The sequence below is a fragment of the Enterococcus sp. AZ050 genome (assembly GCF_051715085.1).
Lineage (GTDB): Bacteria > Bacillota > Bacilli > Lactobacillales > Enterococcaceae > Enterococcus > Enterococcus faecalis.
In genome coordinates, this window is record NZ_JBIOTC010000002.1 from 1 (window position 1) to 20,205 (window position 20,205).

23 protein-coding genes and 3 pseudogenes are annotated in these 20,205 nt (G+C 30.3%); 11 read left to right on the forward strand and 15 right to left on the reverse strand.

What is annotated here, in order from left to right; all coding sequences use genetic code 11:
• Positions 1-553, reverse strand: a 553-nt coding sequence (locus IGJ04_RS14680) for a replication initiator protein A (protein ID WP_438840360.1), incomplete at its 3' end; no start/stop codon positions are given.
• 660 nt (positions 554-1,213) lie between these two features.
• Here IGJ04_RS14680 and IGJ04_RS14685 point away from each other — a divergent pair.
• Positions 1,214-2,065: a ParA family protein gene (locus IGJ04_RS14685; protein ID WP_438840361.1), complete on the forward strand. Its 852-nt coding sequence runs from the start codon at positions 1,214-1,216 to the stop codon at positions 2,063-2,065.
• A gap of 9 nt (positions 2,066-2,074) precedes the next feature.
• Positions 2,075-2,617, forward strand: a complete 543-nt coding sequence (locus IGJ04_RS14690; RefSeq protein WP_438840362.1) for a hypothetical protein — start codon at positions 2,075-2,077, stop codon at positions 2,615-2,617.
• 376 nt (positions 2,618-2,993) lie between these two features.
• Here the strand turns inward: IGJ04_RS14690 and IGJ04_RS14695 are convergent.
• Positions 2,994-3,293 (reverse strand): annotated as a pseudogene (locus IGJ04_RS14695) (type III secretion system protein PrgN).
• A gap of 257 nt (positions 3,294-3,550) precedes the next feature.
• Entirely contained in the window at positions 3,551-3,637 is an 87-nt protein-coding gene (locus tag IGJ04_RS14700; RefSeq protein ID WP_012881081.1) for a type I toxin-antitoxin system Fst family toxin, read from the reverse strand.
• Between the two features lie 274 nt (positions 3,638-3,911).
• Here IGJ04_RS14700 and IGJ04_RS14705 point away from each other — a divergent pair.
• Together IGJ04_RS14705 and IGJ04_RS14710 are read left to right on the forward strand one after the other, a co-directional pair.
• A pseudogene (locus IGJ04_RS14705) lies at positions 3,912-4,823 on the forward strand (ParA family protein).
• Positions 4,824-4,980: 157 nt separating this feature from the next.
• Positions 4,981-5,190, forward strand: a complete 210-nt coding sequence (locus IGJ04_RS14710; protein WP_438840363.1) for a hypothetical protein — start codon at positions 4,981-4,983, stop codon at positions 5,188-5,190.
• A 469-nt stretch (positions 5,191-5,659) separates the two neighbouring features.
• Here the strand turns inward: IGJ04_RS14710 and IGJ04_RS14715 are convergent, their stop codons facing one another.
• The 5 genes from IGJ04_RS14715 to IGJ04_RS14735 form a co-directional block, all read right to left on the reverse strand.
• On the reverse strand, positions 5,660-6,976 hold the full coding sequence (locus IGJ04_RS14715) for a Y-family DNA polymerase (protein ID WP_438840364.1): 1,317 nt from the start codon (positions 6,974-6,976) through the stop codon (positions 5,660-5,662).
• Positions 6,977-7,162: 186 nt separating this feature from the next.
• The gene (locus IGJ04_RS14720) at positions 7,163-7,447 is read right to left on the reverse strand and encodes a bacteriocin immunity protein (RefSeq protein ID WP_016617332.1); all 285 of its coding nucleotides are present in this window, start codon (positions 7,445-7,447) and stop codon (positions 7,163-7,165) included.
• Between the two features lie 12 nt (positions 7,448-7,459).
• Positions 7,460-7,678, reverse strand: a complete 219-nt coding sequence (locus IGJ04_RS14725; RefSeq protein WP_101731860.1) for a leucocin A/sakacin P family class II bacteriocin — start codon at positions 7,676-7,678, stop codon at positions 7,460-7,462.
• Between the two features lie 98 nt (positions 7,679-7,776).
• Positions 7,777-8,088 carry a hypothetical protein gene (locus IGJ04_RS14730; RefSeq protein ID WP_010818069.1) on the reverse strand — a complete coding sequence of 104 codons (312 nt, stop codon included), beginning with the start codon at positions 8,086-8,088 and terminating at the stop codon, positions 7,777-7,779.
• Positions 8,078-8,308, reverse strand: coding sequence for a leucocin A/sakacin P family class II bacteriocin (locus tag IGJ04_RS14735; protein ID WP_070363756.1), 231 nt, complete (start codon positions 8,306-8,308; stop codon positions 8,078-8,080). The genes IGJ04_RS14730 and IGJ04_RS14735 overlap by 11 nt, the downstream gene beginning before the upstream one ends.
• Before the next feature lie 252 nt (positions 8,309-8,560).
• Between IGJ04_RS14735 and yajC the strand changes: the two genes are divergently transcribed.
• Positions 8,561-8,809, forward strand: coding sequence for a preprotein translocase subunit YajC (yajC, locus tag IGJ04_RS14740; protein WP_438840365.1), 249 nt, complete (start codon positions 8,561-8,563; stop codon positions 8,807-8,809).
• 22 nt (positions 8,810-8,831) lie between these two features.
• On the opposite strand, the gene IGJ04_RS14745 is transcribed toward yajC, so the two are convergent.
• From IGJ04_RS14745 to IGJ04_RS14765, 5 genes are all read right to left on the reverse strand, one after another.
• Positions 8,832-9,032 (reverse strand): hypothetical protein, encoded by a 201-nt coding sequence (locus IGJ04_RS14745; protein ID WP_438709815.1) that lies wholly within the window; start codon positions 9,030-9,032, stop codon positions 8,832-8,834.
• A gap of 323 nt (positions 9,033-9,355) precedes the next feature.
• The gene (locus IGJ04_RS14750) at positions 9,356-10,024 is read right to left on the reverse strand and encodes a hypothetical protein (protein ID WP_289868199.1); all 669 of its coding nucleotides are present in this window, start codon (positions 10,022-10,024) and stop codon (positions 9,356-9,358) included.
• A 225-nt stretch (positions 10,025-10,249) separates the two neighbouring features.
• Positions 10,250-10,456, reverse strand: coding sequence for a hypothetical protein (locus IGJ04_RS14755; RefSeq protein ID WP_431449889.1), 207 nt, complete (start codon positions 10,454-10,456; stop codon positions 10,250-10,252).
• A gap of 1 nt (position 10,457) precedes the next feature.
• Complete coding sequence (locus tag IGJ04_RS14760) at positions 10,458-10,742, reverse strand: hypothetical protein (protein ID WP_438709942.1); 285 nt, start codon at positions 10,740-10,742, stop codon at positions 10,458-10,460.
• Positions 10,743-10,758: 16 nt separating this feature from the next.
• Positions 10,759-11,379 (reverse strand): recombinase family protein, encoded by a 621-nt coding sequence (locus tag IGJ04_RS14765; protein WP_431449887.1) that lies wholly within the window; start codon positions 11,377-11,379, stop codon positions 10,759-10,761.
• A 203-nt stretch (positions 11,380-11,582) separates the two neighbouring features.
• Here IGJ04_RS14765 and mazE point away from each other — a divergent pair, with 203 nt between their 5' ends.
• From mazE to IGJ04_RS14795, 6 genes and pseudogenes are all read left to right on the forward strand, one after another.
• Complete coding sequence (gene mazE / locus IGJ04_RS14770) at positions 11,583-11,813, forward strand: type II toxin-antitoxin system PemI/MazE family antitoxin (RefSeq protein ID WP_000958277.1); 231 nt, start codon at positions 11,583-11,585, stop codon at positions 11,811-11,813.
• Entirely contained in the window at positions 11,813-12,154 is a 342-nt protein-coding gene (locus IGJ04_RS14775) for a type II toxin-antitoxin system PemK/MazF family toxin (protein WP_438840366.1), read from the forward strand. The genes mazE and IGJ04_RS14775 overlap by 1 nt, the downstream gene beginning before the upstream one ends.
• Before the next feature lie 111 nt (positions 12,155-12,265).
• Entirely contained in the window at positions 12,266-13,204 is a 939-nt protein-coding gene (locus tag IGJ04_RS14780; RefSeq protein ID WP_438840367.1) for a hypothetical protein, read from the forward strand.
• 267 nt (positions 13,205-13,471) lie between these two features.
• Positions 13,472-14,074, forward strand: coding sequence for a protein adenylyltransferase Fic (gene fic / locus IGJ04_RS14785; RefSeq protein ID WP_438840368.1), 603 nt, complete (start codon positions 13,472-13,474; stop codon positions 14,072-14,074).
• A gap of 694 nt (positions 14,075-14,768) precedes the next feature.
• Positions 14,769-15,035: a type II toxin-antitoxin system RelB/DinJ family antitoxin gene (locus IGJ04_RS14790; RefSeq protein ID WP_438840369.1), complete on the forward strand. Its 267-nt coding sequence runs from the start codon at positions 14,769-14,771 to the stop codon at positions 15,033-15,035.
• Positions 15,028-15,303: pseudogene (locus IGJ04_RS14795) on the forward strand (type II toxin-antitoxin system YafQ family toxin). Before IGJ04_RS14790 ends, IGJ04_RS14795 begins: the two are co-directional and overlap by 8 nt.
• 948 nt (positions 15,304-16,251) lie before the next feature.
• Here the strand turns inward: IGJ04_RS14795 and IGJ04_RS14800 are convergent.
• On the reverse strand, positions 16,252-17,544 hold the full coding sequence (locus IGJ04_RS14800) for a glycoside hydrolase family 125 protein (RefSeq protein WP_438840370.1): 1,293 nt from the start codon (positions 17,542-17,544) through the stop codon (positions 16,252-16,254).
• A gap of 19 nt (positions 17,545-17,563) precedes the next feature.
• Positions 17,564-20,182: a glycoside hydrolase family 38 C-terminal domain-containing protein gene (locus tag IGJ04_RS14805; protein WP_192411292.1), complete on the reverse strand. Its 2,619-nt coding sequence runs from the start codon at positions 20,180-20,182 to the stop codon at positions 17,564-17,566.
• Positions 20,183-20,205 lie beyond the last annotated feature (23 nt).

The following is a 20,205-nucleotide window of genomic DNA, read 5'->3' on the forward strand; positions in this document are numbered from 1 at the left end:
CGATTTCAGCATATCCGCTATTATCAATGGTTTCAGACGTTTTTTTTCGACGTGCGATTTCAGCATATCCGCTATTATCAATGGTTTTGTCGTTTGTTTCACGGCGTGCGATTTCAGCATATCCACTATTATCAATGGTTTCAGCTGTTTTGTTTGTTGGCAGGTATAAATCTTCTTTTTCTAACTCTGGTTGTAAGAGATAATATTTGTTTGCTATGTTTTTTCCAGCTTTCGCATCGAAACCTCCTCTGAGTACTTCCAATAAGCCATACTTTTCTAATTCGTCTAGGGTAGATTTAACTTTTCCTTGGTAGCAATTCAGCATTTCCATGAGATCCTTCTGTTGAAAAATCAAATAAATCATTCCGTCTTCGTCAATCCAGTTATTTGTGAGAGCAAGAGAAATTTTGTCTTTAAAAAGCATATAAGCAATTTTAGAACTATCTTTCATGGATTTGTATTTTTCATTTTTCAACAGAAACTGTGGGAATTTCCAAAATAGTTCCGAGTAGCTATTTTGATAACTATACCCACGTTTTTTAATATTCTTCATTATTTTATATACTCCTCTAGTAAATATACTTTAATCACATAGTAAGCAATTTAAAAATATCAAAGACAAAAAACGTTGGCAAGCAATAATAATAGCTATTTAAATTAGTTACCACATTAATTCCAAATATAAACAATTTAGTTACCACCTGAATTGCATAAATAAGTATTTATCCACCACCATTAATATAAAAACAATTTATTTAGTTACTACCTGAATGTATAATTGTCTTCTACTATAAAGTGAATTGCCTACTACCTTTAAAGGGTAATTAGTTACCACTTTAAATTTATTTAATTACCACTTGTTTTTTGTATGGAAATTTATAAATATTGGCAATAACGATAGTTATTAAATTAATTAGTTACCACTTTAAATTTAATTAATTACCACTTTAAATATAAAAATATATGTATTGCCTACCACCTGAAATTTAATTAGTTACCACCTTTTTATAGAATAAAACTAATTTTCTACCACTTTAAATCCAGAGATAAAATAATTAATTACCACCTTTAATTTAATTGAATACCACAGTAATTATTGTTTAATTGGAATTAATTACTACTTTAAATATTTATGGTGGTATTTAAAGTAGTTATATTTTTTGTGGTATGTTATAATATTTATAAAATTGTACTTAGAGAGGAAGTTGCATGTATGGCAGCAAAAAAATATGTAATTGGTAACTTTAAAGGTGGCGTCGGTAAAAGTACTTGTGCTCAAATGTTTGGATTTGAGTCAGCAAAATTCAAAGAATTAAAAACATTAATCATTGACTTAGATATGCAAGGAAATACTTCTGATGTTATGAACTTAACGCATATGAATTTTTCTAAAGAAGAGGGCGGGGGTGAAGGTGAGTTAATCGAATACACAAATACAATTACTGATGTACTTATTTCAAACGTTGATCCACATGATGCTATTTATAAGATTATTGATAATTTGTATATATTACCTGCGGATATGTCGTTTGAATTATACGATGATTGGATCAAAGATAGATTTCCTAATTCAATTGATAAGTTCAAGTACATGGAAGAAAAACTAGCCCCTCTATTTAATGATTTTGATGTTATTTATTTGGATGTACCCCCATCAATTTCTATTTATAGTAAATCAGCTATGTATATAGCTGATTGGGCTATTGTTGTGTTACAAACCCAAGTCAAATCTATGCGTAATGCTATGCAGTATTTGGAGTATATGGACTTCTTTACTAATGAATTTGATACAAATTTAAAAGTTGCTGGTGTTGTTCCGTTTATGTTAGAAAGTGGTGATTCTGTAGATAAAGAAATGTATCAACAAGCACAGGAAATCTATGGAGAGCACTTAATTAAAAACGTTGTACTAAAAAATGCACGTCTTAAACGATACGATGGATCAGGTATCACTACTGAATTAACTAAAAAAGGAAAATTAAAGCAATGGGATAAGAAATGCCACGAATTATTTATCAACATTTTGGACGAAATAGAAGAACATGAACATTGGTATGAAGGGTAGGTGTAAAGAATGGCTGAGATTAAAAATTTAGGTATCTTTGGTAGTAGTAACAAAGGACTAGATAAAATAAAGCAGCTATCAAAAGAGAAGGAAAGTGAAAAAACTATAAGTAATTTTTCTAAGATTAATAGTACTTCTAGAAGCAAAAAAAAAAGTTCTGTGACTCATGAAGTACCTATTCGAAAGAAGAGAAAAGGTGCTCCAATAACAAAATTTGATAAAGTTTACGCTGCAATGCAATCTGTAAAATTATCTGCCCTTACTAACGCTACAGCAAGTATCATGGTTGAAAAGTATGAAACCAATATGAAAAAAGACGAATTATTGCGAAAAGCTTTAAATGAATATATTCGTCTAAATCTTTCTCAAGAAGATAAGAATGACTTGCTGAATTCTGTTGCTCTTGAATTAGATTTGTTTAGAGAGTCCCACCCTATTATTCCTGATGTAGATATTGATAATAATGTGATACGTTCGCCTGAAGAAATAAAACAAGAAACATTTACTGATATAAAGAAACAATGGGGAATCAACGATAAAATAAGAAAATAAAAAAAATACCTACCACTTTAAATAAATATGGTAGGTATTTTTTTATTTAATGATTTTTGTGAAACATATAAAGAGAAGTAAAAATTTTAATACACTTTCTCTACGTATATTAAAATATATTTAAAGTGGTAATCAAATGAAATAAAAGTGGTAATTAAATAAGAAGTAAAACATATTAAATATTGATATATAAGTAATAGAAAGAAACAAAATGCAGAATTTGAAATGGATAAACAGCCAGAAATTTTTCGCCAACTTGTTATTTATAGATAGGTTTGTACAGATAATCCTAAAGTGTAATAATCTAAAAATAAGGATTGCTGTTACTTGGCTTTGATTGATTAAAAAAATAGAAATATTGTTAACCCTTGTTATACTAAACTTTTTCATCAATAATTTTTTTAGTACATCTGTAACGTTCCAGGTGTAGCAAATAATCGTCTTGCAGTTTTAAAAGGTCTGAATAAACCTGATCCATAGTCTTGCTGGCAGACAGAGAAAGAGAATAAATAAATGAGATAGGAAGTGTTTCAATTTTTTTGTTGCGAGTAATCCAAGAAGAAACAGTTCCTTGAGAGAAAGCGTGTAATTCACAAAATTTTTATACAGTAATCCCTAGTTGCTTGATAATGTATGTGTTGATAGGGTGTGGATACACAAAGGTTTTTCTAGACATGGTGGGGAATTTTCCTTTCTTACGTTATTAATGCGTTTGCAGTAATATTGTGCTAAAACCCATGCAATAAGGGAAGGGGGGATCTGTTTCTTTTTTGTTGACCTACTTTAATAATATGTTATACTGAAGGTGCGAAGCGAAATTAGTTCAACAGCATAGTTACACCAAAAAGCCCTCCTATTTGCGGTAGGAGGGCTTTTTTTTGCGCTGTTGCGACTTCAGCGTTGGGGCTAAAAGGCAACTGCTTGGATTATCGACTAATCGTCTAGCCAACGATCAACTAACAAAAGTACTAGCCCCACAAGTAGCGGTGCGATAATCAACGAAATTAGTTTCTCAGCCATAGTTACACCACCTTACTTGGCAGTTGCCGCAATAATTATAACATAAATTCAAAATATCCCTATGTACTTTTAAAACCTTCAGTATTTTATTTCATCTATAAATCTCTTTTCCTAACGTATACGTTTAGAAGGACCTTCAGCAATGTTTAATCGTTCCCAATCAGATCTTTCATTAAATCAAAAATTTCTTTTGATTAGTAGTCTACAAAGTACAAAATTTAGTAATAAAAAAAAAGAGAAAAGGTATTTACAATTTATAAACGGGAGGTAAACAATGGAAAAAAATGAATTATCTTTAAAAGCTATCTATGAGTTCCGAAAAGTGCTTCGGGGACCGTTAACTATTACAGTTGCCAATTCTAAAGGTGGGGTAGGTAAGACAACCATCATTAGATATTTATCTTACGTGTTATCACGTTTAGGATTTAAAGTTCTAGTAGTAGACGCTGATCCACAAGCAAATACAACCAAAACAATGTTACTTACAAAAAACTATTACTCTGAAGACGAAATATTTATAGTGGAAAAGACTATGATGGCTGGCATAGTAGAAAAAGATTTATCTAAACTTGTTATTCCAATTATTTAAAATTTATATTGCATTCCATCACATATAGATTTTAAAAATTTTCCCAAATATTTAACTAGATTATACGGTGATTCCATTGAAGGTTTGGACGACAATTACAAAGAAATCGAAAGCAAAAGAATTAGTGTTCTTAAAGACTTAATTGAACCAATCAAAGGCGAATATGACTTCGTCTTAATTGATACACCACCTACAATGTCTGATTTTACTAGAAATGTGGCTTATGCATCTGATTACATGATAATGGCATTCCAAACACAGCCAGACAGTATCGATGGTGTAACTGACTACATTAACGAGGAACTTACACCTTTAATTGAAAATTTTGATTTAGAAACTGAGATTGTTGGTATTTTACCTAATCACTTAAGTAAAGGGTCCATCGATACAACTGTAGTTAACGACGCAATTGAATTATTTGGGGAAGAAAATTTCTTTAATAATATAATTCCATTTACAAAACGTGTTCAGACAACTCCCCGAACTGGTTTAAATACAGATACTTACTGGGGCGAAAAAGCATACAATGAAGTATTTGAACCGTTGGCACTTAACTTTTTAGAAAGAATATTAATGTTTGAAAAGGGGGAAAACTAATGACAAATGAAAAAAAGCTGGTTTTAATAAAAATAGACGGCCATCAAACGAATATAAGGAAGTTCCTAAGCCGAAGAATACATTCTCAGCAACGAATACTGCTTTATTAAACAATATTACTGTTGAAGAAGCCATATTAAAAACTAACAATAAATCTTTGGGCATCCCTGCAAGTGTCTGGTGTGAATACATGGCTCTACTTGATACTACAGACAATGATTATACCTATGAATTATTAGAAGAATTGATACATGAACGGAAACAACGTTTTTCTTATGAAGAAAATTCTGAATTTGAGCGAATATTGAAGAGAAAACAAGAACAAGAAAGAGATCGTATAGCAAAAAAACTTTCCAAGAAGAAATAAAAAAAGAGAGTGTCTAAACACTTTCTTTTTTTATTTATAATTTACAATTTATAAATTATAAAGTATATTTTTCTACTACAAACTAGAATACTCATATAGAAATTAATAATAAAGAAGAATAGCTTCTAATAACCTTTTCTAAAATCTACTACTATTTAGTTATTCTAACACCGCATTTAATTGCTTTCACCTGTTTATAAATTATATATTATATATTATATATTATAATTTATAAATAAAAAAGATAGAAAGACATGCTTAGTATGCGCATAAACGTGTTTTAAATCTTTTATGTCTAACTTTTCCTGCTAAGAAGAAAATACTACGTAATGATTCGTGAAATGTCCAAATACTATTATAAAAATAATTTTGATGAACGAGCTTAAAGAATTATTGGTAGTCTTCAAAGCACAAAATTTATCAATTAAAAGAAAGAGAAAAGGAGAAATTTCTCCTTTTTTCTTTTAGTTTATCTTTCCAAACCAACGTTACCTCCGGCATGCTCACCAACCAATCCTGCACGATTCACAGCTGTTGCTCCATCTAAAAGAGAAGAAGCATGTATCAATGCTTTAAACCCAAATTTTTGACGTATTTTGTCAATCAAAAAATCCAACTGAGTATCTACAATTTGTTCTTCAGGAATAGAAAAGAGATCTAACTGAAGGGTAGTATCCCAAACCAGCTTTCCAAATGAAACGCCTAAATTACGAATGTCTATTCCAGGAACATAGTTTTCTCGAAAAAGCTTTAAAACATGCTCGGTTAACACTTTTGTATTGTTGCTGCAAGCGATTTTAAGCTGTTTTCGCCAACCAGACCTTCCCAGTCCATCAACTTGTCCTTTAGAATAACCAACAAAAATTGAAACACACTCAGTTTGACAGTTTGCATTCCTCAATCTGGTTGCTACCTGGTCATCAAGTTCCTTCAGTACTAATTCAACTTGATCCCTTCGTGCATAGTCTTTAGGCAATACTTGACTATTTCCAAATGATTTTTCTTTGGGAGTTTGTTTCTTTTCTCCTAAAAAACTTCGATCAATCCCCCAAGAATGAGCGTACAGCTGTAAACCCATGACACCAAAACGTTGCTTTAGAATATAAGGATCTGCATGAGCTAAATCATGAATGGATTGAATTCCAGACATCTTTAATCGAGCAGCCATTCGCTTACCAATGCCACAAAATTCCGTAATAGGAGAGATAGACCAAACTTTTTCTTGAACATCTTCATATCTCCACTCCGCTACAAAACCAGGTGTATTTTTTGCTTCATTGTCTAATGCTAATTTAGCTAGCAAAGGATTATCACCAATTCCAATAGTTACGTACAATCCCATATGATTATAAATCACACGCTGTATAATTCGGGCCAACTTAAATGCTAAATCACAATTAAAGTAGGAGAGAGAAGCAGTAATATCTAAAAAGCTTTCATCTACACTAAAGACAGAATGATCTTCGTCGGCAACGAATCTTTTGTATAAATTATTGATTTCTTGATTCTTTTTCATATACACATTCATTCTTGGTGGTACAACTAATAAATCAGGATGATCAGGGACTTCGTCTTTACGAGTCACATTAGAAATTCCTAGAACTTTTTTTGCCATTGGAGAAGCAGCAAGTACTAATCCACCTGCATTATCAGCCCCGCTCATTACTATAAGCATTGTTTTGAGGGGATCTAAGCCGCGTTCTACACATTCTACGCTCGAATAAAAGGATTTTACATCGATACAGAGAATGTCGCGTCTAGGTTCTTTGGAATAATCAAATTTCATACAAAAAAACCACCTTTCCACTCAACATTATGCGAACTAAAGTTCGTATAACCAAGCGAACAATGTTCATTTTTAATAGTAATATTTTTTATTATATTTCTCAAAGTAGCATAAAAAAAGAACCCCACTGACTTGGTCGACAGTGGGGTGGGGACCTAAATATAAAAAATAACATATTAATATGTTCTAATATCCATATCGAATATTGGATAAACTTGTTATTTTTTTTATTATATCTTTTTGTTTAAGTGATAATTCAGATGAATCATGCTGAATAGCTTTTGCCATTTCTATATTCAGTTGACTTAATAGAAATGGAACAGAAGCTTGTTGCTTATTTAATTTATCTTTATAATCAATCAAAATATGTTTTAACTGAATATTTCGAGAATCATTTAACTCGTTGAGTAGTTCATTGATTAAGGCAGAAACTTGCTTTCCTCTATCCTGACCTCCAGCAAACCATTTCATTTTGCTACCTCCTTAATAATTCCAACCAGCATGTCCACGGGTAGCCCAATTTGCAACTGCATTATTTCCAATAATAGTAATTGCTTTACTCCAGTCTACCCAACATTTTTGCTTATTACAATATAAACCATTTCCGTAATACGTGGCAGCTTCTGCATTTGTTCCTAATGCTGTAAAACCAATCCCAATCATCCCACAAATAACTAAAGCTTTTACTAACTTCTTTTTCATTAGTGTTCACCTCGGAAATAAGAATTTATAACGTTGTTTGTCTAAATTTTGTATACACTAAAATTAAATTATTTACATAAGATTTTGTAGACATTTAATTAAAAAATATACGGTATTGCTTCAAATCCATATCCAATATCATTATCTCTCAATTCTTTTCTACTTAAATTTTGATAATCCTTTTTTATAAAATCCATTAACTCACGAATTTCGGGTATTTTTATTCTTTGCTCTGCTTTTAACTTCGCAAGGTTTTTGTAAATGATAATAATAGATTTAGTATAGTCTTCTTGTTGCAATACTTTTGCTGCTTCTAAAAGCCCATCTTTTACTTCCTTATTATCAAATGTGTACGTATTATATACCCTTGATAACAGTGTAAATAGCTTTTGATTTTTATTATCTTCCACCTATACCACCTAACACTTTCGTAAATCCATTGACGTATGCTTTTACGCCTCTGTCTATAATTTCAGAACGTGCTCTACTCCAATCTACCCAACATTTTTGCTTATTACAATATAAACCATTTCCGTAATACGTGGCGGCTTCTACATTTGTTCCTAATGCTGTAAAACCAATCCCAATCATCCCACAAATAACTAAGCCTTTAACTAATTTCTTTTTCATGAATGTTTACCTCGAAAAATAAAAATTAGAAAACGTCTTCTATATAGAAATTATAGAACTATTGGTATAGTTTTGTAAATGTTAAAACAAAAGAATTTTCCTAATATTTTTGTAAGTTGGTATCCATCAATTTCAATTGTTTTTTACCTGATTATTGTACCATTTCATTCGAAACAAATATTGCCATCAATACTTTCTTTTTATAAAATAACCTTGATGTCTATATATAAATTTTCAAATTAACAAGGAGAAATGAAACCGATGCTTATCATGCTGTTAGTCATTGTTGCTATGTATTTTTATCTGTTTCGTACACAAAAAAAGCAACAAAAAGAACGACAAGATTTTTTTAACAATTTACAACCAGGAGACGCTGTTGTGTCTATTGGTGGGTTACATGGAGTAATTTCTGAAATATCTTCAGATAAAAAGAAGGTAACTCTCGACTGTGAAGGGGCGTTTTTCGACTTTGATCAACAATCTATACGAGCGAAAAAATAAGCAGAAAGGGGTTCCTCTCTGCTTATTTTTTTCTTTTATTTGATAAAGAATAGCCTAACTCTTTCAACTGTTTTTTCGTGACCACATGACGAAATTCTCCATCAAAAACGATCACTGTATATTGATTTATCACTTCAACTTTTCCTTTAATCGTTTGTCCCATAACAGATTGACAATGCACAAATGAGCCAATATTTATTAAATCCTTACTTTTTTTGGCCAAAACACAACCTCCGAAAATAATGATTAAAACCACCTATCTAGTAGGTGGTTTGGAAGAAATAGTCTCTGAAGAACAATTTCAACGTATCAGGCTATAAAAATTTTATCGTATTTACTTTCCTATTTCAATCTTAATTTCCCTAAAAAAATCTTAGTACAATTATTCATGACTTTCATTTAACTAGGAGGGAACCATGAATATACTCTTCTTAAGTATCTGCCTTTTTATATAGCCACTATCTTAACAGGAGTTTATCACTGGCGAAATAACAAAAAGAAATAAAGAGAACATTTTCTTTATAAATCAATTTCTCTATCTGAAGATTAGATATATAATTCATACCCTTTTAGTTTTCCATTTGAGAATGTTAATTTTGCATAATGATCTGTATCCTCTTGATACGTTAAAATTGCAAAACCACTATCTCCAGTGTATTCATCTTTGGGCTCTCCATACATCTCCTTTACCTTCTCGATAGTAGTCCCCCATGTTAAACCACCCGGAAAGAAAACTGTCAAATCTTTATTGGTAGTATCCGTTATATTAATAGATGTCATACTTGACTCTTTAATATCAATTGTTTTATCAGTTAAATTTGAATACGTACCAGAAATAGTATTACCTTTTTTATTTGTTAAATGTGTTCCTGCAACTGAATCTTTTGGGTTTAATACGTAAGAATCTGAATATTTCAATTCAAAACCTAACTTATTCAAATCTTTTAATTCTATAGGCATAGTCAACACTTGGCTATCTATTTGTATTTGATTATCATACCAATTCTTAGATAAATCTTTAGAAATTGCACCATTACTTTGTTTTTCTTCAATAGACGTAGATGTTTCATTCGTACTTAAACTTTCACTAATTTTAGTTGAACTTGTTTTGGTAGTTTCTTGCGTTGATTGTGCTTGTTTTATTTCTTTGGTTCCGCACCCTACTAGCACACTTAGCAAACTAACTCCTACTGCTAACTGATAAAATTTCTTCAAACATATCTCCTCCTGATTAAAGTTTTCTTGTAAAAAGAGACTGTCTCTTTTTTTGTTGTTCATAGTTTTCAATTAGAAGTGAAACTTCACTCTTTTGCAAGGTATATTTCTATATATAAAATTACAAAAAAATAACCTTTTTTTCAATAAGATTAAATAAAAAAACTGAAAAAATCTTTTTATAAATTAAAACCTTTTACTATTTCATCAAGATTTTACCTTTCTTCAATTCTTTTTTGTGCGTATTTCTACATAAGAACCGTTGCTTAATTTATATTCTTTTTTACAGCTACTACACTTAAAATGATTATATTTTCCTAGCTCTCTTCTAGCCAATTGGCCACAATCACAATCAACATAAGCAACTACATTTGTCATATTCCACGTAGTAATTTCTATTCCCCAGTGATCATATTTTTTTCGAACAACCATCTTAAATCTCTCCGTTTCTAAAACTATATCTTGCAACCATTTCTCTATATTCTTGTTTTGTTTTAGGCTGAACTCGCAATACTTCTTCGGCCAACTCTAATAATAGTTTTTCCACTTTTACTGACATTGTATCAAAAATAACCATTGGCTTTTTTTCTTTTGCTACACGCTTTTTATATCTTTGAAAATTTGCTGAATAGAGTCGACCATTTGACATTTTTTCTATTCCATACCCTGAAATCAAAGGATTTTCCAACAACTGAATAATCTTCTCTCTATTTTCCATAATAACTTCTCCTTATCTATTTTTCACTAAGTAATTGTTCTTCTTTAGCTTGTTTTTTAATTCGTTTAAGAGTAGACAAAGAAATGCCTGTTTTCTTTTCTACTTCTCTCATACTGTTTGTTTCCATTAACTCTAGTGCGTGTTTGTATTTATCATTTAGAACTCTTTTCGGACGTCCTTCTCGATAATTTTTATTGTTCGCTCGATGCCACTGTTTCCCTTCTTGCGTTCTCGTCACGATTAAATCTCTTTCAAATTGCGCAAAGCTCCCCAACATGTTCATCATTAACGTTTGCATAGAATCACTTTTGTTTGGCTCAAATGTTAGGGCATTATCTAAGAAGGTGATAGTCACTCCTGACTTGTTCAAAGAAGAAATAATCGAATTTAAATCAACGATACTTCTAGCCAGCCGATCAATTTTCGTCACTAAAACTTTATCACCAGTTTTTACAATAGATAGTAGTTCTTCTAATTCTTTTCTTCCTTCTTTTTTTGTTCCCGTATATTTTTCACTGAAGATTTTTTCTGCTCCAGCTTGTTCTAGTTTTTGAATCTGGGTTTTGTAATCTTGATTACTAGTACTCACTCTTGAATAACCATAAATAGACAAAATTTCCCCACCTTTTCTGAACATAAGTTTTTGACACTTGATAATTCCAAGTATAGCACGAAAAAACAAACAGGTCAAAAACTTTTAAGTATCTGAACCCGACGAATTAATTCTAAAATATCTAATCTCGATTATCTAACTAAATTACACTAAGTTAATTAAATGTAGTATATAATCATTTAAAACTAATTAATTATTTAGTATAATGAAAGACAAGAGGTGATTGTATGTTAACCACAAAATCTAGAAAACAAGGAAGTTCTGTAGTATTGACATTACCATCTAATAATGGACAGAAACCAAAAGCAGACCAAGAATATATAGTGATGTATTCTGATGATGGGACAATTACGTTAGTCCCTAAATTACAAGATCCATTTAGTGGTGGATCAGAAGGGGAGTACTACGAAAAAGATGAATGGTATGACATTGAACCTGGAGGGAGAGAATTATTTTAATGAGTGACGAAAAGAAATATATTCCTAAAAAGGGCGATATTGTATGGATAGATTTCGATCCTTCAGCTGGAAAAGAAATACAGAAAAGACGTCCAGGTCTAGTAGTTTCTAGATATGAGTTTAATAGAAAGACAATGTTTGCAGTAATTTGTCCCATAACTTCTACAATTAAAAATATGCCCACTCGTTATACATTACCTGATGAAATGGAAACTCATGGACAAGTCGTTATTTCCCAATTAAAATCTTTAGATTTTGCAGAAAGAAAGTTAAGCCAAATAGAACATTTACCATTAAAGGATATGGCTAAAATAGATCAAATCATTGAATACATTTTTTAATTATAATAGGAAGAAAGAATACATATAATATTTAATGTTCATGAATTCTTTCTTTTTATAACGTCTATTTACTATAACGTATTATAGTAAATAGACAGAAAGGAGGATAACTTGAACCTAAGAAAAATAGAACATGAAATTGAAGAAATATTGTCTAAGGGTACTCATTCATGGGTGCGTCTATACGAGCTAATAAGAGAAGTAGAATATAGTAAATTATGGCGTAATGAGTATAGTTCTTTTACACAGTGGATTAAACATTTAGCATATGTAACAGGAGTAACTGAATCTCTAATATGGAAAAGAAAAAAAGCAGGAGAAATATACTTTGACTACCAACAACGAGCAAAAAGTAGGGGAGTTAGTGTTCCTAACATAGAGGACGTAGAAGTCAGTCCAGATAACTTTGAATTAGTAGAAAAAATTAGCCAAGGAAACAGCCAAATAAAAGATGAATTAATGCAACAAGTTTTAGCAAAAGATATTAAGAGATCTGACTTGTTAAACACTTGGGCAACTATTAAAACGATACAAGCTAAAGAGGGGGGAGGAATAGTTAAAAAAAATAGATACTCTAAAATTGATAGTAGCGACGAACAAATATTCACCATATCTGATTTCTCGTTTGCATTGTCAGAAAGCTCATGGTTGCAAAGTACTAATAACTCATATCATAAAGGAAAATCAGTTTATAAATTAGTTACCAATTTTTCCTTTTATTCTTCGTTATTAATGAGATCCGTCACTTTAGATTTTTTGTTGCTAGAAAACGTGTCTAGTAAATATACAGAAGAATTAAATACGCATAGCATCGAAATAGTTTTTTCGGATAACAAACTTAACAATATAATTTTAAATACTAAAACTAATTATAGCTGGGTCGTTGTTCCTGAAGATATCTTATTACTTGCATCTAAAGAGCTTCCTGAAGGAATAGGGTTATTAAAAATTTCAGATAAAAGAAAAATTCAAATTATTAAACCTGCGGCACATAATATCGAAACTAGCAAATTAGATATTTTACAAGCGTTCATTGTTAAAAATATCTAAATTAATGTCTTATATGTAATAGAAAAACATTTATTATATACCATCAACTATCTATCATGATGATGTTCCAGATCTAAAAAAAGGGTGTTGAGTTTATTTTCACTATTAGGAAAAAGGAGAATATTACTGGAGAAAACTGGATAGTATGTATCTTTAGCTTTTTGATTGTTATGTAACTTTTGTGCTAAAATACATTGAAAAACTTAGTATGAGAGTTGAAGAGATCATTAAAAAGAAGGACAATAATTAATAGGCGGTGATTTTAATTTGTTAGAGAATAAATTAGGTATTACTAACCAACTTGAGTTAAACAGAGTTGAGGAGCGTGTTAGTAAAGAAAATGCAAAACGATTATATGACTCAAGAGATATTGACAAAGTAGAAGTCGGAACATTCAAGGGGCTATCTTATATCCATAATTATTTGTTTGAAGATATTTATGAATTTGCAAGTAAAGTAAGAAGTAAAAATATTTCTAAAGGAAATTTTCGCTTTGCACCAGTAATGTACTTAGAAGTTGCTTTAGAACATATAGATAAAATGCCACAAAGAAATTTAGATGAAATTGTAGCTAAATATGTTGAAATGAACATCGCTCACCCTTTTCGTGAAGGTAATGGTAGAGCTACAAGAATATGGTTAGACCTAATTCTGAAAAAAGAATTAAAGCAAGTTGTAGACTGGAACTTAATTAATAAGGAAGATTATTTGTCTGCAATGGAAAGAAGTCCGGTCAACGATTTGGAAATCAAATACTTATTCTCAAATGCTTTAACTAATAAAATTAATGATAGAGAAATCTTCATGAAGGGTATTGATATTAGTTATTATTATGAAGGATATACCGAATACAACGTTGAGGACTTATAAATATTAGTTTTGACTTCAACGTGGATTACTTAGGACACTTTACAGCTAACTAAATAAACAAACCTAAAATACTTCACCAGATAAATAGACAGCCGTTTTCCGCCGACTGCCTAAGATTAAGATAGATTTGTAAAGAAGTGAATAATATGCTTCCTACAATAAAATTCTAGCATATTTAACTTTATTAAGCTAAAATTTTGCTAATACTGTATGCAATATTACTTAATATCAAAAATTGAATACATTATTTATTTTACTGATTTTTTTCAAATTAATAACAGTCAGTTTTCTCACAGTGATACATAGCACTGTGAGATTGTTTGAACTCCTATTGTTTTAAAAAGTCAACATTATTTGAAGTTAACTTCAAATAATGTTGAAATAATTTTATAATAGAATTTTACTTCAGCAGAAGGATGAAAATGTTTAAAAGATCTATTTGTTTTAATTAGCTTATTCAGTTTAAAGATTCTGAATTTATTAAGGTTATTACCGAGATTCGTTGTGTAGGAAAATCAGTCTTGTTAATGCTTTGTAAAGAATATTTATTAGAAGAAGAGGTGTCTTAAACTACAACATTTACATAAATCTTGTATCCTTTATAAGATAGAACGTTTGAATCAAACAAACAACAAAAAATGTTGCTTTTAACAACACTATATGTTATTGTTATTCACATAAAGGAGGGATAAAGTTGGCCACTACAAAAAAGAAACCTATACATGTAAATGTTGATGAAAATTTAAAAGAAGAAGCTGAACAATTATTTGATGATTTAGGGTTAAATATGACAAGTGCAATTACTATTTTCTTAAAACAGTCTATTAATGAACAAGCAATTCCTTTTATGATTAATAAGGGAAACAAAAAAACTCTACAAGCATTAAAAGACATTAAAGAGGGAAACGTTCATGGTGGATTTTCTTCCGTGGAGGATTTAATGGAGGATTTAAATGCTTGAAATATTTTACACGAACTAATTCAAAAAAGACTTTAAAAAAGCAAAGAAACAAGGAAAGAATTTAGAGAAGTTAAAAGAAGTACTAGTACTTTTACAAGAACAACAAACATTGCCACCAAAGTATAAAGACCATGCACTAACAGGAAATTATATAGGCACACGAGAATGTCATATTGAACCAGACTGGTTGTTGATTTATAAAATTGATGGTGATAAATTAATTCTAACTTTAGCTAGAATAGGCTCACATAGTGAATTATTCCGATGAAACAGAATTAAAATTAAATTACTAAAATAATGTCAAATACAACTTAATTTCTGAAGACTACATATGATAAATACAGAATAGGTTAGAGCATTTATGCAAATAAAAGAACGACTTAGTAAAAAATACCGCACAATACGTATGGTTTGCTATTAGGTAAAAATTCAAATCAAATAGGATATATTACTTTGGTTTATGCTTGGAGGACTAGATGTTTCTAGTTCTCTTTTTATTTCTTTAATCAAATTTAATGATAAACATCGCTAAACAAACGATTTAGAACAAAAATAAATGTAAATTACTTAAACAACCCGATTCCAAATATCAAAAGTTTTCTAGAAACCTGCAAACAAATTTTACAATTGGTATAAAAAAATAAAACGAACAATACTATGTATACGTAAATAGAAACATGTTATAATAGATCAAATCACGAACTATTGTTATACTAAAACAATTATATGTTGCACTTAATCCTAACATTCGCCCACTTTACACTACTTTGAATAATATATCTTATGTTAACTAGATTATTTATATTATAAAAACCTAATCGATAATTATTTCAAGTTTATTAGTATTTTTTTACACACTATTCCTATCAGAAAAATATCCTTATACTAAATCACCACCTTTTCGTAAATTGCGAACTACTACGTCAATATAACTTATCATATTCATCAAAATGCTTTACTGCCCTGTATCGTTAATATAGTACTTTTTGTTTAAAATTGTTTTGATAGACACATAATCTCCTAGATATATAGATCTTCTCTGTTTAAAACACCATAAGATTAGCTATTTAGCTTAATCTTATGGTGTTTTATTTATTTCTAAAAAAACTCCATTACTCTTGAGTTATTTTCTTTGTGATTAATTATTTAATAGTTTGTGCCAAATAAAATTACAAAAAAACTAAGTTCTTTAAAACATACTAAAGCTTCCCTTATTTTATCTTGTTTGATTTAATTTTAAATAATGAAAAACTAGCTCACAGTACATCATATTTGCCCAAGAAAACCATTCTCTTGTATAGTTTTTAGGATTCTCTACATCAATTCCTTCGTGACATTGCAAAGTTTCTGCATCTGTTTTTGCAATTTGATTGATTTTTTCTCTCACAAAGTCTTTATTTGACGAAGTTAAGCCTTCTACTGCAAGTGAAATTGGCCATACATAATTTGGAGGAGTATGTGGACTACCAATTCCTGCTAAATATTTTCCTGAGTAATAATAGGGATTTGCTTTACTTAGAATCTTTTCACGTGTTTTTTTATAGGTTTTATCATTTTCCTTTAAACAGCCTAAAAAAGGTAATGATAACAAACTAGGAATATTAGCATCATCCATAAATATATGATTTCCTAATCCATCAATTTCATATGCATAATAACTATCGCCTTTTTCATCTTCTAAAATAGCATATTTTTGAATTCCTAACTCTATATCTTTCTGTAATTTAGTTATCTTGTTTCGCAACACTGATTGGTTTTCTTTAAAATTCAATATTAAAAGCTCTTGTAACTGCTCTAATATTGATAGAATGAAGAAATTCCCTGGAATAAAATAGCCATAAACACACGCATCATCACTTGGTCTAAAGCCACTCCAAACCAAACCTGTATAAGCTACTGGAGATCCTTTACCATTTCGAGTCAAAGTATCTGATTCTGGACAATTTGTTCGTTGAAAAAAATATTCTGATGAATTATGATGTTGTTCTTTAATAAATGTATCAATTATTAATTCAGTAACCCTCCAAAATTCATCAGTTAAATGTTTTGTATAACCTACTTTTTTATACAAAGTAATTGCTAAAAAAATTGGTGCACACAAAGAATCAATTTCAAATTTTCTTTCCCAAACCCATGGAGAAATTGGTACATTCGATATATCATCACTGTAATGTTGATTAGTTGCTTCTTTATTAAATGCGTTCGCATACGGATCATGTTTTATATATTTTAATTGTTGTTGTAATACTCCTTGAACTAACTCAATAATTTTAGGCACTTCTTTTACAATTTCTAAATACGGCAATATTTGAAAAGTTGAATCTCTTAGCCACATTGCTGGAATATCTCCTGTTGCTATAAAAATCTCTCCATTGTCTCTAAAAAAAGTTGTATTAGTAATTGTATCAACTAAAGCAAGTTGAAATAATTTTGTTGCTTTTGCATCATTTAATTTGACTGTAGTTGCATATTTTTGAATTTCTTTTATTAGTTCTTGTTGATTTATCACATCATTACTCCATTTCTATTTAATAAAAAATGCCATATGTTCTTATTTCTCCTGGTTTAAATGACTCCATAATTAATACTTCTAAGTTTTCAGCTATTGAAACAAGTGGTTTTCCTTCTAAGTTAAGTAATTTTACTTGAACAGGATGCTCAAACACTAGTGTCCCTGGTGATTTTTTTTCTTCATTGGTTGGATTATATAATCGTAATTCCATACCTGGTTTATTTGCTGTCGCATAAAGACTACTAAATACAACATTCGAATGAACAAGTGTTACTTTCGTGTGAAGCTCTTCGTTCACTTTGATTGGATTTACCGGAAAATATTGAATAGGTGTCGTAAATCTATTTATTTCTTGCGTTTGATAATAAAGTCTCTCTTGGGTTGTTTCTAAATATTTTGTTTGTAATTTTTGTATATCAAATATTGTATCTAATACAATACTACCTTCAAATACAATTGGACCCACTAATTGACTATCTGGTGTAGGAACTTCTCTCATTTGTAGACCAGAAGCATCTCCAGGTCTTCTCAACGTATCTGGTCTCCCTAAATATCCTACTCCTCTAAAAACAGTAATCGCTAAAATTTGCTTATCATTATCAAGAACTTGAAAATCTTTACTACCTCTTGTTAAAAACGACCAACTTTCTTGTTCGTCATGTAAATTGGCTACATGTAACATTGGTCTCATACTTGTTGGCTCTTCTTTATATCCTATTTCTTTCCAATCAGATAAATGTTCATCATTAATTGGACGTTGAATCACCCCGAATGGGGTATCACTTGTGGAAAATGCAGCATTTGTTTCTGTTTCTATCATTAATCTTAGTCGATGATCCAATACCTGATTATCTAGGTTCAGTTTAACATCAATTAAATTTGTATATTTATTTAATTCTAAAATTAATTCATAATTTACTACTCCATCTAATATTTTTTCTTTCCTAGAAATTAAGTTATACGGTACAGTCCAACTACCTTCAATAACCATTCGACTAATTAATTCACCTTGTTCAATAGAAAGGTGTTCGTAATTTTCAAAATCAAGTTGTACTATCCAATCATTAAATGCTGGTGAATAATCATACGTATCTCCTTCATCTCCACCATCTTCAAACCATAAAAAATTATGACACCATTTATCCAGTTCTTTTGAATAAAGACAAATTTGCCCTTTTTTTAGTTGAATAGTATACCATTCGTTTGATATTTCAGTAGCTCTTATACGTTTAGGAGGATTTTCAACTGTTTCTTGAATTTCATAGCATTCATATCCCATTGAAGGTAATGAACATTCAATCGCTATTTCAGTAACAAAATAATGTTCATCTTTCATCATTTTTGTATTTCTTCTTAATAACGCAGCATTTTCTCTTCTCTGATTCAAAATTTCTACGTTAATATTTTTTCCCCTTGAATCAACTAGTGAAAAATTAGACATTTTTGTAGAAATTTCTACTTTACGAATTGTCGTTAATTCAAAAGGCAGTGGGTTCCAAAGGAAAACTTTATTATCCTGTCCTTCATTTAAAGAAATGCTTAGTTTCCGTAATAAATAATCAATACATGCTTGTACTTCTTGTAATCCATTGATACCTCGCATATAAATATCTTGATTCGTTTTATCGCTATTGCAGCCACCAGCACTATCATGAGCTTGTCCTCTCGCAACAACTTTCCAAAGACTAGTAATTAAACCTTGCTTAACAGAAATGCCATAATTTTTAGCTACAACAGATAGTGGCTCTAATTGATACGTTAGTTTACGCTCCAATCGATCATAAATTTGCTTCAAATCATATCTAGAAGAATAAATACCTCGATGTATTTTTGAATCCGAAGGCTCAATAAATTCACCAGATAATTCTGGAAACTCAATCGATTCTTTTTCTAATGCTTTAAAAAAAGCTGGGTAGTTACTTTCTATAAAATGTATATTATCTTTGCTTTCAGCATTTGCTAACGTAATTCGTTGTTTCAAATCAAAATCAACAGCTCTTTGATCTCCACCAACAGGTAATAAATGTGATTCATTAGTTGCTTGTGTACTTATTTTTTCTACTAACTCATCAAATTTATTTTGTTCAATTAATTCTACTCCAGCATAATAGCCATTTTTGATATTAGCCGTTAATACTTTTGAGCCATCATTGCTCGTCCAATAAAAATAACGAGCGTTTGCTTCTTTCGGCATTCCTCTCCAAAATAAAGCATGTTGAATATCAAAGCCTTGATAAATCTTTGGCATATCTTGACCTTGTCCAAAAGAGTCGGGTAAATACCCAACTCGCATTACATTTCCTAAAGCTTTTGCTTCCGAAATTCCTATTTTTAAATTACGAATAATCGATTCACCAGAAGTGGTCATTTCATCAATTTGTGTAAACCATGGTCCAATAAACAATCGGCCTTCTTTTACAAATTTTCTAATCTCCACCTCTTTTTCTGGAAATAACGATAAATAATCCTCAATAATCGACATTTGTCCATCCAGTGTATAAAAATCTAGTTGATTTGTTTCTAATGCTTCTAGAACTTCATCCATATGAAAAATAAATTGTACACGTGCTTCTTGACGTGTGAAATACCATTCATAATCCCAATGAGTATGGGCAACAGTATATATGTTTTTCATGAGTTTGCTCCTTTTCTTCTACA

Bases quoted from the DNA above. Each gene is read 5' to 3' on its own strand.
- IGJ04_RS14685 (WP_438840361.1), top strand. From the start codon at position 1,214: ATGGCAGCAAAAAAATATGTAATTGGTAACTTTAAAGGTGGCGTCGGT.
- IGJ04_RS14690 (WP_438840362.1), top strand. From the start codon at position 2,075: ATGGCTGAGATTAAAAATTTAGGTATCTTTGGTAGTAGTAACAAAGGA.
- IGJ04_RS14700 (WP_012881081.1), bottom strand. From the start codon at position 3,637: ATGGCTGAGAAACTAATTTCGTTGATTATCGCACCGCTACTTGTGGGG.
- IGJ04_RS14715 (WP_438840364.1), bottom strand. From the start codon at position 6,976: ATGAAATTTGATTATTCCAAAGAACCTAGACGCGACATTCTCTGTATC.
- IGJ04_RS14720 (WP_016617332.1), bottom strand. From the start codon at position 7,447: ATGAAATGGTTTGCTGGAGGTCAGGATAGAGGAAAGCAAGTTTCTGCC.
- IGJ04_RS14725 (WP_101731860.1), bottom strand. From the start codon at position 7,678: ATGAAAAAGAAGTTAGTAAAAGCTTTAGTTATTTGTGGGATGATTGGG.
- IGJ04_RS14735 (WP_070363756.1), bottom strand. From the start codon at position 8,308: ATGAAAAAGAAATTAGTTAAAGGCTTAGTTATTTGTGGGATGATTGGG.
- yajC (WP_438840365.1), top strand. From the start codon at position 8,561: ATGAAACCGATGCTTATCATGCTGTTAGTCATTGTTGCTATGTATTTT.
- IGJ04_RS14755 (WP_431449889.1), bottom strand. From the start codon at position 10,456: ATGGTTGTTCGAAAAAAATATGATCACTGGGGAATAGAAATTACTACG.
- IGJ04_RS14760 (WP_438709942.1), bottom strand. From the start codon at position 10,742: ATGGAAAATAGAGAGAAGATTATTCAGTTGTTGGAAAATCCTTTGATT.
- IGJ04_RS14765 (WP_431449887.1), bottom strand. From the start codon at position 11,379: ATGTTCAGAAAAGGTGGGGAAATTTTGTCTATTTATGGTTATTCAAGA.
- mazE (WP_000958277.1), top strand. From the start codon at position 11,583: ATGTTAACCACAAAATCTAGAAAACAAGGAAGTTCTGTAGTATTGACA.
- IGJ04_RS14775 (WP_438840366.1), top strand. From the start codon at position 11,813: ATGAGTGACGAAAAGAAATATATTCCTAAAAAGGGCGATATTGTATGG.
- IGJ04_RS14805 (WP_192411292.1), bottom strand. From the start codon at position 20,182: ATGAAAAACATATATACTGTTGCCCATACTCATTGGGATTATGAATGG.